Below are 16,541 nucleotides of genomic sequence, written 5' to 3'. Positions count from 1 at the left end.
CTGCGTGGGTAAGTTTGCCTTTCATCCTGATTGTTCAATAGGCAGCGCGTTATTTGTTCTTAAGATTCACCAATTAGAACGGACTTTCCCAGCCGCCCTATCCAAGCTTAGACGCGCGAGCGATGCGTAGCTCCCGGTGGAAATCTGTTGCCGAAGTAAACAAGAATAATTATCATTCCAATTGGAAATATTGTTCCTATCTTTGCAATGCTTTTCTTCATATAACTTTCTCAGCCAGCCAGCCGCGTGTCTTGCGTCAAGCCAGCCATATTTCTTCATAAAGGAGTATTTAATGATCCGCAAGTCGCGCCTGCTGCACAAGCATTCCCCATCCTTAGCCAAGACAAAACTTGTCCTAGCGCTTGCTACAGCAATGAACCTTCCCGGCCAAACACTGGCCGCTGAAGTGGTATTGCCAGGTATCGATGTGATCGGCAAGGGCGAGCAGGCGATCAGCAAGCAACCCGGTTCGGTCGCCATCCTGGGCAAAGAACAGCTGGCAGTCATGCAGCCACTATCCACCCAGGATGCACTCAAGGTCGTTCCCGGCGTGGTGGTGCGGGAAGAAGAAGGCTACGGCTTCATTCCGAACATCGGCATGCGCGGCCTGGACCCGAACCGCAGCCAGAAACTGCTGGTACTGGAAGACGGCGTACCGGTGGCGCCAGGCCTGTTCCTAGCCAATGAATCGTATTACAGCCCGCGCATCGAGCGGATGGATAGCATCGAGGTGCTGAAGGGCGCGGCCGGCCTGCGCTATGGCCCGACCACCATCGGCGGCGTGATCAACTACAAAACCAAGAAGCCCGAAGATGGCGTCAAGGTAACCGCCAAGGCGGGCTCGCATGGCTACCGCCTGATCGGCCTCGATGCTGGCGGCACCGCGCCCTCGGGCGAGGCGGTCGGCGGTATCAGTCTGGTGACTTCGCAGGGCGACGGTTTCCGCAACAACGGCTTCGAAATGAATGACGTTGTGATCAAGGGCGGCATGGCGATCAGCGACAAGCAATGGGTCAGCGCGAAGTTCTCCCACTACGACAACGACATCAACACTTCCTATGTCGGCTTGCGGCCGAACGAATACCGGACCGACCCGACCAAGAACCCGGCGCCGAACGATTATTTCGAAACGGCGCGTAACTCCTTTGACATCAACCATGAACTCGACATCAACGAGGACATGAAGCTCAAGACCCTGTTGTACTGGAGCCAGCTGGACCGTGACTTCTGGCGTCGGGATATCGCCTCCCGCAGCGCAAACGGCACCACGTTCCAGCCGTGTAACAACACCGTCAACTGTATGACCGGGCGCAACCGATCGTTCGAGATGGTGGGTATTGACACGCGGCTGCTTGCCAACTTCAACGGTTTAGGCATCAGGAACGAGGCGGAAATCGGCGTTCGCCTGCATCGCGATTCCCTTGGTAACAAGACCGTCAGTTCGAGGACCAACCCGGACGCACGCTCGGGGACACTGACCGGCGACGACACGCAAAAGGCCGACGGCATCGCCTTCTACGGCCAGAACCGTTTTATCGTCACCGACAAGCTGGCGGCCACGCTCGGATTGCGCGTCGAATCGTACGACCAGAGCCGCAAGAACGAACTGACGGGCACCGCCGGCAAGTCCAGCAATACGGAATTCATGCCCGGCGTGGGCGTGACATGGCAGGCCTCCCCGCAAGCGCAACTGTTTGCGGGCGCCTACAAGGGCTTCTCGCCGGCCATGGTGGCAACCGCGATCAGCGCCGGCGGCGTCGATCAGCGGCTCGACGCCGAGCGCTCCACCAACCTCGAATTCGGCGTGCGCGGCGCGGCGAATCGCTTCACTTATGAAGCGACCGCGTTCCAGATGGACTTCGCCAACCAGATCGTGCCGCAGTCCGAGTCGGGCGGCGTCGGCGCCACTGTGACCAACGCCGGAAAGACGCTGAACCGGGGCCTGGAAGCGGCGCTGGGTGTGGAGATCGGTGCAGGCTGGAGTCTGGGTGCGAATGCAACCTATATTCCAACCGCGCGGTATAACAGCACCAAGATCGTCGGCAGCATCGACCGCAACGGCAACCGCCTGCCGTACGCGCCGAAACTGACAACGAACCTGGCGGTGAACTATAAGGCAGGCGACCTCAATACCGGCCTAAGCGCCAACCACGTTTCCCGCCAGTTCGTCGACCCGGAAAACACCGTAGCCGAAAGCACGGATGGCCGCCGCGGCGAAATCCCGGCCTACACGACCTTCAACCTGAATGCGCATTACGGTGTGAACAAACAGTTGAGCGTGTTCGGCACTGTGCGCAATCTCTTCGACAAGAAATACATCGCAAGTCGCAATCCTGACGGCATCTTCCCTGGTGCGGAACGCAACTTCGAAGTAGGCATGAGCTACAAGTTCTAATGAACTGAAAGCCCGGCGGCGCAGAAGCATCGCGCCGCTGACGTGCTCATCATCTTCATTTTTTAGATTGCCACAGGCAACTGGGCTTGGCATCACACGACGACTGGGTGCCTGCCGCTGCTCGAACACAGCGCCGATCGCACTGTTCCAATCGTACCCGCAGCCGGCGATCCTCACCATAGATCCGATCGCCAGTAATTCATGCAGGCGGCACATGCACTGCGACTGCGCGTTCAATCAGCCATTGCGCCGATCGCGGCTTGGAGGCAAACTCGAGCATTAGTACTGTCGCCACTACACGTCGCACCGGGTCATGCGCGCGCGTATGCCAGGAAAACGCCAATCTGGTAATTTTCGATGCAGCCGGCCGTACGCTGTACTGGCACTGCATGCCCGGTTACACCAATGGCCGATGTTGGCGAATAGAGCCTCCAGCTCCGAAATCCACTGTGCGCTGCGCTCGACAACTTGCTTGGCCATGAAGATCCATGCCCCCTCCTTCTTCCTTAGCCTGCAACGAAAGTAATCATTAGGTCATCTTTCCGTAAGGAATGATTCTTTATCATTCATGCACCATGCAAGCGCAGGCGACATGATCCGGAACAGAGTGCCACCGCTCTACGGACCGATCCACTACCGCCACGATTTCTTAAGGAGAACGGCAATGAAAATCAACCAACGAACCACGTCGTCGCGCACGCGGATTCGTCCAGTTTTGGGCTGCACCATACTCGCGCTCACCGCCCAGGCGAACGCGAATGCCGGCATCACCGAAGCGCTGACCGGCGGCAAGACGTCGATCGATGCACGATACCGCCTCGAGGCGGTCGATCAGCAGAATGCGCTCAAGGATGCCACCGCCTCCACCGTCCGCCTGCGTCTGGGTTACGAGTCCGGTCAGCACATGGGCTTCAGCGTCATGGCCGAAGCGGAACACCTTACCGCGCTTGGAGGCTCGGCATACAACAGCACGATCAACGGCAAGACCAACTATTCGATAGTTGCCGATCCGGAATTCACGGAAATCAACCAGGCGTATGTGGCCTATGGCGGCCTGCCGGGCACGAAGCTGAAGTACGGCCGCCAGCGTCTGACGCTCGACAACCACCGCTTCATTGGTAACGTTGGCTGGCGCCAGAACGAGCAGACCTTCGATGCCTTCACCGCGGTCAACCAGTCGCTGCCCGACACGACAATTACCGCCGGCTACATCTATAACGTCAATCGTGTATTCAGCGACCGCAGCACTGTAGGTGATTTCAAGACGAAGGCGCCATTGCTCAACGTGAAGTACAAGGGATGGAGCGCGGGTGAGCTCGTCGGTTACGCCTATCTGCTCGACTTCGTCGATCGTCCCGCCGAATCGGCACGGACCTACGGCCTGCGGTTCAGCGGCAATACCCCCGTTGGCAACGCCGTTAAAGCCCTTTACACCGCCGAATACGCATCCCAGAGCGACTATCGCGACAATCCGGCCAACTTCAGCCTGAAGTACTATCTGCTGGAAGGCGGCGCCGCAGTCGGCGGTGCGACGTTCAAGCTGGGTTACGAAGTACTGGGGAGCAACGGCCGGACCGCCTTCCAAACGCCGCTTGCCACGCTGCATGCATTCAACGGCTGGGCGGATCAGTTCCTGACCACTCCTGTCAACGGATTGAACGACGCTTATCTGTCCGCGGGCACCGTTCTGTATGGCACCAAGCTCGAAGCCATTTATCACGACTTCCGTGCCGACGAAGGAAGCACGCGCTATGGGACGGAATGGGACCTCGTCGCGACCAAGGCAATCGGCAAGAACTATCTGTTAGGTGCCAAGTACGGCAAATACCGCGCGAAGTCTTTTGCGGTGGACACCGACAAGCTCTGGCTGTACGCCGAAGCGAAATTCTGATACAAACCGGCAGCGCCATGCGTTAGGGGTATGCCTCTAACGCATGAGAATCACCAGCTCCATTGAGGGAGCCGGCGTCAGCGCACGGCCATTTACGCAACCGCACCTGACGACGGAAAAAAATTGAGAGGATGTACGTAATGTGCAGCATACAGTATCGTCGATTACATCAAGGTGTGCAGCCTTACGGGCGTTAGGATGAACGCGAAGACTGTTCAAAACTGACGGCGTAGCCGCAGAGTGTGTACTCATGGATTGGCCCAGAGGGACTGCTCCATTTGTCGATACGGTCATTTCCCAACTCGGTGATGCATGTTTTATTCAGGCGGCGCGCTTCCAGCTGACTGGTTACCTTTATTTCTGCTGGTGGGCGGGTTATCCATATTCGCCATCCTCTTGTTTCTCCTTCATCTAAGGATGCAGGATAAGCAGCCCCGTCCGCGCGCGCGCTCTCCACGCCACGGAAACCGAAGTGCGCGGCCCAAAAAGGCAACGCCGAAGCATACCAAACGAAATTAGCTTCATCGCGAAAAGTTGCTGTTGATAACACGCTGAATCGTACAAGCGTCACTGATGCATGCGCAGAAAAAAGCCGGTTGAACGGCAACCCCGCTTTGATCCCAGGCGCTTGATCCGAATACGATAGATGTCTCGCTGACGCCCTACGTCAGCAATCCAAGGTTGCAAATCGGAGGGCGACCATAGATTCGGGCTGTATCGGTGGCGTTGTGTCACTGTCCCTGACGGGCTCTGCTGGTTGACGCCCCAATCAGTCTAGGCGCAGCACATGCCGTGCGGCCGATCGATATGCCTGCTCTGGTGAACAGGCGCATCGACACGGCGAGTATCAGGGTGCCAGCGAAGCCCTGCAGCGTAGACATGTCCGCCTAGAGTGGCACCCGTGACGCCCTGTTATTGGCGCGGCATCGGCGCGTTCATTGCCGGCATCTTACTGTCGGACGACGGCTTGCGTCCCATTGGCGGCTTCGTTCCAAGCAGAGCTGCGCGCTGGTCTGCAGTAAGAATCTTGCCCGCGTCGCCAACTGCGCGAATGAACGCCATGCGTTTGTCAGCGCGCAGCTTTTCGATGGCGCGGATTCTTGCTTCAATTTTTACCGCATCCGGCGCCTCACTGGCGGTGAGGGTCCATAGTTCCTGCTCTGCTTCCTCAATGCGACGCTCAGCGTTCGCACCGTCTAGCAACGCTTTTTCCTTGATCTGGTTCAGAGAAGTCTGCTGCTCAATCGACAAGGTTATGTGTTTCGGGTGATCTAGAAAAAAGTCGGTGGCGCCGACATGATAGAGATGAGATCCCCCCGGAAATCCTGGCAAGGACGAAACGGGCGCCATCTTTTTCATCGGGTCCTTCTTCATTCCAGAACCGCGCATACGCCCCATCATGTCGGTTCCCATTGCATCGGACGATCCAGACGGCGACATCGAGTTATCAGACGGCATACTACCGCTCATCCTTCCACCACCCATACCACCCATACCACCCATTTCATCATCCATCATTGCGATCTGCATGTCCGGCATACTCGGTACACCGCTCCAAGTCGGGGAAGACAGCAACGCGAAACTGGATAGCAAGGCGATACGGGCCAGCATCGATTGTGAATGTCTCATTGCACGTTTCATGTTTAGAACCTCCATTGTTTTAGATATTCTCACGGATAAAAACGGGATAATCTCCCGGCTCGCTTCTTACACTTACAGCGCAACTGCTCATCAATGGCATATTCTCACCTCGGTCAACGTCGCTGCGTCATCGCGTGCCCATTCAGATACCGATTATGACGTCGCCACCACACTGCAATCCGGTGTCGCACGACGTATCCTACAAAAAACAGAGTATATGTTGTGCCCCAGCATACATGCCAACCTTATCATACAGCGGAACGAAGAGAGTGAGCATACGTAAATGGATCTACTGCGTCTCCGCAGCGAGAATCGCACATACGGCTCCGAGAGGGGCATGATTCAATAATGGCCTGCCCTTACCCGACTTCTCACTTCTCTCTTTTACCGATGATGACCGTGGGGCGGCCGGTTTCGCAAGTTGTCGATGGCGGGTGCCGGTATACTTAATTCACCACAACTTGGGCTGCGAAGCGCAAGGCGCTCCCACCCGGGCGAGACTCGAAACAATCCACGATGAATTGGATATGGATATGCGAACTACGCGACAAGGCAGCCCTACTGGAAGCCATTTTGATGCAAGCTTACGAGACGAATCCTCTTCGGATGCGGTTACGCTATCAATCGACCGGCGCAGCCTGGGCCTGACCAATAGGCCGGGCCGCTTAGCGCAGGCAAACATGCAGTGGCCTGCCGGACATACCGAGCAATTGCTATGGCGGATAGCCGACTCCGAGTCACCGGACGTTCGCCGCAGTGAAGACTGCCCCCGTGATATTGAGAAACTCCGCACCGACCAAGGGCTTGCCCCCTGTTGACGGCCATGCTACTTAGGTATTGAACGCGGATCAGAGAAAACAACTAATGGGAGAACAAAAGTGAACCGGGAACGAGAGATTGCTATTGCCATGACCGGTCCAACGCATGCCCGGCTCCGCAACTTGCGATGGTCTTGGGTACGGCGAGCATGTCTTGCTATCGCATTCGCTGTCGGTGCTACCCATGCAGCGGCACAGACCACGCCGGAGGAGCATGCAAAGCATCATCCTGGACAAGCCGCCACGACGCAACCGGAGGCATCCACGGGCACGGCGGGTTCCGGGATGATGGGCGAGATGATGGACGGAATGATGGGAGTTCCGCCGCGCAAGGAGCTCTATCCGTCATTGATGGCGCTGCCCGACCTGCCGCCGGATAAGCAGGCAGAAGTGGAATCGGCCGCGCAGGAGCGCATGCAAAGCGGCACACAATTGATCGCCGAAGGACTGGATCAACTGCGCGCCAATCCCATGGGCGATTATGCACGCCTGCAGCATGCGACCTCCATGATCCAAGAAGGCGCCTCCCGCTTCGACAGTGGCTTGGCGGCACGGCGTGCCATAGCGGAAGGCCGCTCTGCGCAGCAGGTCGCTTTGCAATGGTTCAAGCAGGAAATGAATCTTTTGGAAAGCACGGCCGCCACTGCCTCAACCGGACTTCTTGGCTTCACCTGGTTCCATTTCTCGATCATGCTGAGTTTAGTGCTGTTTGCGGTCGCGATGCTGTGGATGTACGCACTAAAGATTCGCCGGGCTTCGCGCCTCTTGCAAAATCTGACTGGTACGACGGGGGGGGTTCCGGCAGAGCCGTCCGCAGGCCGTGTGGTACCGCAGGAAGCACCTGCCGCGGGTGCCGTGCATGCAGTGCCGACGAATTCCGGCCCCAAATGGTCGGGGAAGTTGCGCATCGGCCGCATTTTCCAGGAAACGCCGGATGTCAAGACATTCCGCTTGATGAATCCGCTGGGGGGCGTCCTGCCGTTCCACTTCCTTCCAGGACAGTTCATCACCGCCGCTGTTCCGTCCGACGGCAAGCCGGTTCGGCGCAGCTATTCGATTTCATCCTCGCCAACCCAGGTGGATTATGTGGAGATCACTGTCAAGTTAGCCCCTGAAGGTATCGTGTCGAGCTACCTCCACTCGACCGTGCATGAAGGCGATTTGCTTGAGTTCTCAGGTCCGGCTGGCTCACTTGTGTTTACCGGTCGGGAATGCAAATGCATCCTGTTGATCGCCGGCGGGGTTGGCATCACACCGCTGATGAGCGTTCTGCGCTATCTGCTCGACCGAAGCTGGGCGGGCGACATTTTCCTGCTGTATGGATGCAAGACACCGGAAGACATTATCTTCTGGCAGGAACTGCAATATCTGCAACGCCGCCACCCGAACCTGCACCTGGTTGTCACGGTCGCCAATGATGCAGGCGCTGACTGGCCCGGGCGCAAGGGGATGATTACCAAGGAGCTGATCGCCGAATCGGTGCCGGATCTGGCGTCTCGCTATGTGCATATCTGCGGCCCGGTCCCGATGATGGAGGCAACAAAAAAAGCGCTCGCCGAACTGGGCGTGCCACTCGAGCGGATCAAGACCGAAGCTTTCGGTCCGGCGCTGGGCAAGGACGAACGTTCCCCACGCGAAGGTGGGGGCGACAAGTTGCAGCGTGAAACCGCGACGTCGAGTGCGCTCCCCATGGTGACTTTCGTCGAATCAGACAAATCCGCACCTCTGCCTCCCGATAAAGTTGTTCTCGATGTTGCCGAAGAGGCCGGCGTGGACATCGATTATTCGTGCCGAACCGGCGTGTGCGGCGTGTGTCGAGTGAAGCTGTTGGACGGCAAGGTCAGCATGGCGGTCGAAGATGGCTTGCAGCCAGGTGACAAGGAAAACCAGATCATTCTGGCCTGCCAGGCCAAGGCGCTGGAAAACATTTCGGTGAAAGCATGAATATGCGCGAAAAATCGATCGCAACCGCTCTGGTCGTCCTGATGCTCGTGTTCTGGACAGGATTTCTGTTTCACCGCGATCCCCGCTTCGCCGGAGATCTATGGGGTGGCGTGTTGGCTATGTCCGGTGCCATCCTGATGCTGGTGCCGCTGGCCTACCTGCTGGTTAAGCGCATCAAGCCGCTCAACCGGTGGGTCACGCGCTACGTGTCAATGCCGACATTACTGGTTTGGCACATCTATGCCGGTGTGCTCGGCCCGATCCTGGTCATCCTGCATTCCGCCCATAAATTCGAAAGCGTGCTAGGCATTGCGCTCACGGCGATCACCTTGGCAGTCGTGCTCAGCGGATACCCTGTGCGGTATCTGATGGTCCGTATTTCCGAATCCATTCGAGAGAAAAAGGAATTGCTGACGCAACTGGAAATCAATTATCAGCAGGTGACGGGCGAACTGGCGGCAGTCCCAGCGCAGGCCGGACTATTCAACCAACTTGCCGACCTGTTCACGCGCGGGATCATGAAGGCGCTCATGCTGCGTACCGAGGTAGAGCGCATCAGCGCGCCGATGCGCGCATTCGCTCTTACCGAGTCCATCGCCGACGTGGAGTACGCAATCAAGTCGCATACCTGGCTCAAATCCCTGTTTTCAGGGTGGCTCAGGGTTCACATCGCCATTGCCTTCATCCTGTACTTATTGCTGACGCTGCATGTATGGTCCGGCATTCACTTCGGTTTGAGGTGGTTCTCATGAAGCTGTGGCCCTCCTTGCTTGTTGGAATAGCGGCAACCGCTGTACTGACCGTACTGGGCTACTTTCTGAGCGATCACTCCGGCATGCCGCCCAGGCTGCTGGAGCCGGCCGCCTGGCAACACATGGCGCGTCCGGGTGCGCTGTCGCAGGCTCATTCATTCCTGGAAAACGACTGCGCCGCCTGCCACACGCCGGTGAAGGGGCCGGAGGCCAGCAAGTGTATCGCCTGCCATGCCAATAACGAGACGCTGCTCTCCAGCCAGCCCACCGTTTTTCATGCCAGCATCAGCGACTGTCGCGGCTGCCACGTCGAACATAAGGGGGCCGATCAACGGCCCATCGCAATGAATCACGACGTGCTGTATAAACTCGGTCGCGCACGCTTGTCGGATGCCGCGGCTGCATCGCTTACCGTGTATCCAGTCGACCATCCGCGGATTACACAACAAGAGGCGGCCCTGAAATGCACCAACTGTCATTCGAATCAGGATCCGCATCGCAGCTTCTTCGGTGCCGACTGCGCATCCTGCCATTCCACGGCGATGTGGACTATTCCGGAATTCCGTCATCCGTCGCCGCGATCAACGGATTGCGCGCAATGCCATCAGGCGCCACCCAGTCACTATATGGAACATTTCAAAATGGTTTCCATGCGCGTGACAAGGGTCGAGCAAGCGGAAGTGTCACAGTGTTTTGCGTGTCACAGGACGAACTCCTGGAACGATATCAAGAACGTTGGCTGGTACAAGCATCACTGATGCCTGCGCAGAAAAAAGCTGAACGGAAGCGTGCTTTTAATACCAGGCCCTTAGCCCGAAGACGATGGCCGTCTCTCCTACGTCCTTGCTCTGCTGACGAGCCAGATCGGCGGTATCACCCAGGCGACGGGTCCAGTTGATCCCGATATACGGTGCGAACTCGCGCCGGATTTCGTAACGCAGCCGCAGGCCGAGTTCCACGTGGTTCAGGCCGCGGCCGACGCCGCGCTCCGGCTCTGCTTTTGAGGAAAATACGGTTTCAATGCGCGGCTGCAGGATGACGCGCTGCGTGAGCAACTGGTCGTACTCGAATTCCAGACGCCCGGTGACTTCCCCACCCCGGATGAACGCCATCGCTTCCATGTCGAACCAGTAGGGCGCCAGCCCCTGTACAGCGATGACGGCGCTATTGCGTGACGGGCGCGGCCTCGCTTCCTGGCGCACCCCGGCCTGCAGATGCCAATAGGGCGAGATGCGCCTCGCGTACAACACCTGAGCTTCGGCCTGATCGACGCCTTCCCCTCTCTCGCCCTCGCCCTCGGTTTTGAGCCACAGCTTGTTGTGGTCCCCGCCGAACCAGCCCTGCACATCCCACATTGCCACGTCTTTGCCACGCTGGGCGCGGTATTCGAAGCGATCGAACAGGACAAAGGCAAATGTCTGGTCGTCCATGACCGGCTTGGGCCAGTCCTTGGACGGAAGCGGATAAGGATCTTGCTGGGCGAGGACCGGCAAAGTCAGGAACAGCCCGAGAATGCACAATGCGGCTCGAAGATGATTCATGTCAGTGACCTCTGCGGTTTACCGGAGACGTTGACGAAGCGAAACATGCCCATTTCCATGTGGTAGAGGATGTGGCAATGGAAGGCGAAGTTGCCCGGCTCGTCATAGGTGAAGTCGAACGACAGGCGCTCGGCCGGCTTCACGTTGATGGTGTGCTTGCGCGGTTTGTGCGCGAGCCCGGCACCATTGTCGATTTCCATGAATACGCCATGCAGGTGCATCGGGTGCTCCATCATGGTGTCGTTGACCATCGTGATGCGCACGCGCTCGCCGACGCGGAACCTGGGCGGATCGCCGGACTCGGAAAATTTCCGGCCATCCATGCCCCAGATGAAGGCTTCCATGTTGCCGGTAAGATGAATCTCAATCTCGCGCTCGGGCGGACGCGGATCGCGCGAGGGCTCCAGTGCCTTGAGATCGGTGTACACCAGCACGCGGTGCCCGACATTTTCCAACCCGGTGCCCGGTTCGCCGAGGCGGTTGCGCTGGACCATCGCGACCGTCTGGTTCTCGGATCCGTGCGTGTCCGGGCCATGCTTACCATTGATCGGGCTGTCCTTGCCGGGCTTGGAGTCCATCTGCATCCCAGCGGAATCCGGCATAGGATGCTGCATCTCCTCCGTCTGGCTGTGGTCCATTCCTTTCATGTCCATGCCGGGCATGTCGCCCTGATCCATCCCCTTCATGTCCATGCCCATGTCTTTCATATCGCGTAATGGTCGCTGGCGCAGCGGCGGCACCGGCACCGACATATTCGGGCGAGGCGCGAGCGTGCCGCGGCCGTAGCCGCTGCGGTCGATCGCCTCGGAAAACACGGTGTAGGCTTGCTCTCCTTTCGGTTGGACAATCACGTCATATGTTTCAGCGATGGCGATCTGGAATTCATCGACCGTCACCGGCTGCACGTTCTGCCCGTCTGCGGCGACGACCATCATCGGCAGGCCGGGGATGCGGACGTTGAATGTTGTTGCCGCTGCCGAGTTGACGAACCTTAGGCGCACCCGCTCTCCCGGGCGGAAGAGACCAGTCCAGTTGCCGTCAGGCGGCAATCCGTTCACAAGGTAGGTATACGCCGCACCGGTGACATCGAGGATATCGGTGGGGTTCATGCGCATTCGGCCCCACATCTTCCGCTCTTCCCAGGTATTGCGAAAGCCGTTCTGCTGCGCTTCACGGAAGAAGTCGCCCAGCGTGCGTTGCTGGAAATTGAAAAATCCGCCCTCTTTCTTCAGGGCCGAAAGCACGCGGTGTGGATCGCGGAAGGTCCAGTCGGACAGCACGATGACATGCTCGCGGTCGTAGACGACGGGATCCCGCTCGGCGGGGTCCATGATGAGCGGCGCGTACATGCCGAGCTGCTCCTGCAGCGATGAATGGCTGTGGTACCAGTAAGTGCCGCTTTGTCGCACCTGAAATCGATAGGTGAACGTCTCGCCGGGGCGGATGCCGGCAAAGCTCACACCGGGCACCCCGTCCATCTCGGACGGGAGGAGGATGCCGTGCCAATGGATGGAGGTGTCTTCGTTTAGGAGGTTTGTGACGCGCAGCGTCGCGGTCTCGCCTTCGCGAAAGCGCAGAATCGGTCCTGGCACGGTGCCGTTGATCGTTATCGCGCTGCCTTCGCGGTCGCCATAGCCAAACGGCGTGCGCGCGATGACGAGGTCAGCAACGTTTTCGCCCCCCACGCGCAGCTCGCGACCGCGTCCGGGGACGCCTTGTGCATAGGCGGGGGCAAGGCCGCGAAAGGCCTGCAGAAAGCCCAGCGCAGCGGTCGCATGGAGGAAACGGCGACGTCCGGTATTAAAGCCGAAGATATTCATGTTTGGTCCGTTTTATATTTATCGCCATTGTGTGACGGGGACGACAATAAAAAAGTTCGGAACCAAGTCAGGCGAAAGGCTGCGAAATTGACTGGGCTTTGCGAAAAGCGAGATTGGTGATATCCAATTACCACAAGGCTAGAGGCAGGGGCACACCTAGGCTTAGCTCTTGTCTACGGGCATCGGGTCCGTGCCAGCCACATGTGATGCGCTGGCACGCAACTACTTGAGCACCAGTTGTTCGACATTCACGAGCATACGAACGTCGAAGCGTGCTGGCAGTCGCTCCCGCCAGCCATGCACGCTTCTTGGATGCGCACTGCGGCTGTGTATAACTCCACTATCGCCGGCTCGCCATGCCCTCCGGGTCTGGATAGGTAGGAATCTCTCCGTTACCGGGCAACAAGCCCTGCTCACGTGCCTCATTCAGTTCTGCGATAACCTGTGCTCGTGTCTTGCGCACTATGCCGGCTCCGCTGGCCGATGTTTGCTCCACAGGATAGGAAGCGGCTTCACCGTTGTCGGGCAACAAACCTTTTGCGCGCGCGTCGTTCAACTCGGCAATAACTTGTGCCCTAGCCTTCGTCGATACGATATGTTCTTCCCAATTATCGCCTCGGTCCCCAAGCCACTTATCGCTTGCCACAGCCGTCGAACCAAATGCAGCACACATGGCGCCAACGAAAAAAACCGCAGATAACTTGCTTCGTTTCATGTCCAACTCCTTTGCATGTCAATAACTTGATCTTGTGGACGATCACTTGAATCACCCACCCATGCATAGAAGTGTACGAAGCGTACGATGTCAGGACTCTGTCAATGCGATTACGCTTTCGTCATTTTCATCGACACTCTTCAACCGGATTACAGTAATGGCATGTACAACGGAAGCGTACACCACGATGCCAAATCGCATACTGCCTTCCTCACGGACCATCGGTGTGCGACTTGCGCCATGTACAGTTAAGCTGTCCTCCTTGTCGGAGCTGAACAGGCACATGCTGACGAAGTTGGCGCTCAGCCCGATTAGTGTGGCAACAAGCATGTCGCCTGACTGGATTTGGGGTGGATTCTTCAGGCGCCGGTAGCCGTATCATTGCATTGAACGTGGCGGCGAGGACCTCGAAGCGGTAATAGCCGATTGTGCGCACACTGTCGGTCGACCGTCCGTCGCTACAGATCAAAGCCAGCGCCATGGCAAGAGCCACAGTATCGGTGAACATGCGTGCGATATCGGAGATCAGCGCCATGCTGTCCGTAACGACACCGCCGACCACCTCCGCGAGCAGGAAGGCGGTAGTCAGCCCGAGCCCCCCCGAAGCGTGTTCGTTCCTCACTTCGGAAAGCCGTGAGGATGCTCGCCGTCCAGGATCGCTTCTTAGCCGGATGTGACACTGGACACGCTAGGTGCGGCCGTTCCGCGCTGCGCGTTCTCTTTGGCTGCGTCGGTCTCGGCGCGCCGGTGGATCAACCGATAAAGTAGAGGCAGTACCAGCAAGGTCAAAACCGTCGACGACAGGATGCCTCCAATGACGACGGTCGCAAGAGGACGCTGGACTTCGGCGCCTGTCCCGGTTGCAATCGCCATTGGTACGAAACCGAGCGATGCGACAAGCGCAGTCATCAGCACCGGGCGCAAGCGGGTTAATGCCCCCTCGCGGATAGCTTCGTCCAAGGGACGTCCTTCCTCGCGCAGTGTTCGGATGAAGGAAATCATCACGAGGCCGTTCAGCACCGCAACGCCAGACAGTGCAATGAACCCCACCGCTGCGGTTATGGACAACGGAATACCGCGAAGCCACAGTGCGACAACACCGCCGGTCAATGCAAATGGGATGCCGCTAAACACCAGCAGTCCATCCTTGATGTTTCCAAACATAGCAAAGAGCAGTGTGAAGACCAGCAGCAGCGCTAGTGGTACGACTATCTGGAGCCGCTGCGTTGCGGATTGCAGTTGCTCAAATTGACCGCCCCAGGTAGTCCAGTACCCTGCTGGAATCTTGACCTGTTCCTGGATTGCTCTTTCCGCCTCGGAGACGAACGACCCAATATCGCGACCGCGCACGTTCGCACTGACAACGATGCGTCGTTTCCCATCCTCCCGGCTGATTTGATTGGGTCCAGGCGCCATGTCTAAAGTCGCCACTTCGCTCAGAGGAATGAAGGCCGGTCGGCCGTTCTCTTTATCGCCACGTGAGAGGGAAATCGGCAGGCGCCTCATTGCATCGAGGTCGTTTCGCAAGTTCTCGGGCAGGCGAACGATGATGTCGAAGCGGCGGTCGCCCTGGAACAGCGTTCCCGCCTCTTTTCCGCCGATGGCGGTAGCGACCATTTCCTGTACGTCGCCGACGTTAAGACCGTAGCGAGAGGCCTTCTCACGGTCGATATTGACCGTCAGCATCGGCAGTCCAGTCGTCTGCTCGACCTTTACCTCGGCAGCCCCCGAGACCCGCCCCAAGACAGACGATATCTTGGCCGCCGTGTCATTGAGTACGTCCATGTCATCACCAAACAACTTCACGGCGACATCACTGCGCACACCCGAAATCAGTTCATTGAAGCGCAACTGAATTGGCTGCGAGAACTCGTAATTACTTCCGGGTATTCTGGAAATGGTCTGCTGTACTGCGGCCAACAGCTCGTCGCGGGTCTTCTTCGGCTCAGGCCATTGTTCTTGAGGCTTAAGCATAATGTATCCGTCAGAGATATTTGGAGGCATCGGGTCAGCAGCGATTTCTGCTGTCCCTGTCCGCGCGAATATCCGCTCGATTTCCGGATGCTGTTTGACCAGCGTTCGTTCCAACTGCTGCTGCATGGCCACCGACTGCGACAGACTTGTGCCAGGAATACGCAAGGCTTGGATAGCAAAATCCCCCTCGTTCAAGCTGGGAACAAATTCGCTTCCCATACGCGTGGCTAGCAGCGCTGACAGGATGACCGTGACTGCAGCAAAGGTCAGGACTACAGGCTTGTTTACCATGACGAAGTCCAGCACCGGGCCGTAGAAACGCTTTGCCCCCTGCATGACGACATTTTCCTTCTCAGCTACCTTGTTACCGATAAACAGCGCGACGGCGGCCGGGATGAAGGTGATAGACAAAATCATTGCGCCGAGTAGTGCGATGACGACTGTCAGTGCCATCGGATGGAACATCCGGCCCTCGACTCCTGTGAGGGCGAAAATCGGCAGATACACCACCATGATAATGAGCTGGCCATAGAGCAGCGGGCGCCGTGCCTCTCTGGACGCCGCAAACACTTCGTGGAAGCGCTCCGCTCGCGTCAGTGGGCGACCGTGATGGGCCTGCGCGTGTGCAAGGCGGCGGACGCAGTTCTCAACAATGACGACTGCACCATCAATGATGATGCCGAAATCCAGAGCGCCAAGGCTCAGCAAGTTCGCGCTGACCTTGGTCGACACCATGCCAGTAAAGGTAAACAGCATGGACAGCGGAATGACCATTGCGGTGATGATTGCGGCCCGGATGTTACCGAGGAAGACAAATAGAATCGCGATGACCAGTACGGCGCCCTCGATAAGATTCTTTTTCACCGTGTTGATGGCTTTGTCGACCAGAATCGTGCGGTTATAAACCGTCACCGCCATAACACCTGACCTGCTACCCGAGATTAGTACGGCGATAATGTAGAGTCTGCCCTTGGGAGGCAGGCATGAAAAAGCGATTCACCGATGAACAAATGATCGGCGTCTTGAAAGAAGCCGAAGCGGGAATGAAGG

Annotated in this window: 10 protein-coding genes and 1 pseudogene; 5 read left to right on the top strand and 6 right to left on the bottom strand. The window is 57.8% G+C overall.

The features are described 5' to 3' along the window. Positions 1 to 292: 292 nt before the first annotated feature. Together ACYVIA_RS12145 and ACYVIA_RS12140 are read left to right on the top strand one after the other, a co-directional pair. A complete protein-coding gene (locus ACYVIA_RS12145) occupies positions 293 to 2,395 on the top strand; it encodes a TonB-dependent receptor family protein (RefSeq protein ID WP_460841107.1) in 2,103 nt (700 codons plus the stop codon). Between the two features lie 664 nt (positions 2,396 to 3,059). Beyond that, positions 3,060 to 4,286 (top strand): alginate export family protein, encoded by a 1,227-nt coding sequence (locus ACYVIA_RS12140; protein ID WP_460841105.1) that lies wholly within the window; start codon positions 3,060 to 3,062, stop codon positions 4,284 to 4,286. Between the two features lie 912 nt (positions 4,287 to 5,198). Here ACYVIA_RS12140 and ACYVIA_RS12135 read toward each other — a convergent pair. Continuing rightward, a complete protein-coding gene (locus ACYVIA_RS12135; RefSeq protein ID WP_460841104.1) occupies positions 5,199 to 5,927 on the bottom strand; it encodes a periplasmic heavy metal sensor in 729 nt (242 codons plus the stop codon). 878 nt (positions 5,928 to 6,805) lie between these two features. Here ACYVIA_RS12135 and ACYVIA_RS12130 point away from each other — a divergent pair. From ACYVIA_RS12130 to ACYVIA_RS12120, 3 genes are read left to right on the top strand one after another with little or no spacing between them, the layout of a single operon-like run. Continuing rightward, positions 6,806 to 8,689 carry a 2Fe-2S iron-sulfur cluster-binding protein gene (locus ACYVIA_RS12130; protein ID WP_460841102.1) on the top strand — a complete coding sequence of 628 codons (1,884 nt, stop codon included), beginning with the start codon at positions 6,806 to 6,808 and terminating at the stop codon, positions 8,687 to 8,689. Further along, positions 8,686 to 9,441 (top strand): hypothetical protein, encoded by a 756-nt coding sequence (locus tag ACYVIA_RS12125; protein ID WP_460841101.1) that lies wholly within the window; start codon positions 8,686 to 8,688, stop codon positions 9,439 to 9,441. The genes ACYVIA_RS12130 and ACYVIA_RS12125 overlap by 4 nt, the downstream gene beginning before the upstream one ends. Beyond that, entirely contained in the window at positions 9,438 to 10,199 is a 762-nt protein-coding gene (locus tag ACYVIA_RS12120; protein ID WP_460841099.1) for a cytochrome c3 family protein, read from the top strand. The genes ACYVIA_RS12125 and ACYVIA_RS12120 overlap by 4 nt, the downstream gene beginning before the upstream one ends. Before the next feature lie 36 nt (positions 10,200 to 10,235). On the opposite strand, the gene ACYVIA_RS12115 is transcribed toward ACYVIA_RS12120, so the two are convergent. From ACYVIA_RS12115 to ACYVIA_RS12095, 5 genes and pseudogenes are all read right to left on the bottom strand, one after another. Continuing rightward, positions 10,236 to 10,982, bottom strand: coding sequence for a copper resistance protein B (locus tag ACYVIA_RS12115; protein WP_460841097.1), 747 nt, complete (start codon positions 10,980 to 10,982; stop codon positions 10,236 to 10,238). Continuing rightward, positions 10,979 to 12,802: a copper resistance system multicopper oxidase gene (locus ACYVIA_RS12110; protein WP_460841095.1), complete on the bottom strand. Its 1,824-nt coding sequence runs from the start codon at positions 12,800 to 12,802 to the stop codon at positions 10,979 to 10,981. Before ACYVIA_RS12110 ends, ACYVIA_RS12115 begins: the two co-directional genes overlap by 4 nt. 340 nt (positions 12,803 to 13,142) lie before the next feature. Then, positions 13,143 to 13,517, bottom strand: coding sequence for a DUF4148 domain-containing protein (locus tag ACYVIA_RS12105; protein WP_460841094.1), 375 nt, complete (start codon positions 13,515 to 13,517; stop codon positions 13,143 to 13,145). A 211-nt stretch (positions 13,518 to 13,728) separates the two neighbouring features. Next, entirely contained in the window at positions 13,729 to 14,139 is a 411-nt protein-coding gene (locus ACYVIA_RS12100; RefSeq protein ID WP_460841092.1) for a cation transporter, read from the bottom strand. Between the two features lie 41 nt (positions 14,140 to 14,180). Beyond that, a pseudogene (locus ACYVIA_RS12095) lies at positions 14,181 to 16,415 on the bottom strand (CusA/CzcA family heavy metal efflux RND transporter); the annotation flags it as partial. Between the last annotated feature and the right edge of the window lie 126 nt (positions 16,416 to 16,541).

The sequence above is a fragment of the Noviherbaspirillum agri genome (assembly GCF_054780595.1).
The sequence above is the reverse complement of the archived record's forward strand: the minus strand, read 5'-3'. Positions and strand labels throughout refer to the sequence as shown.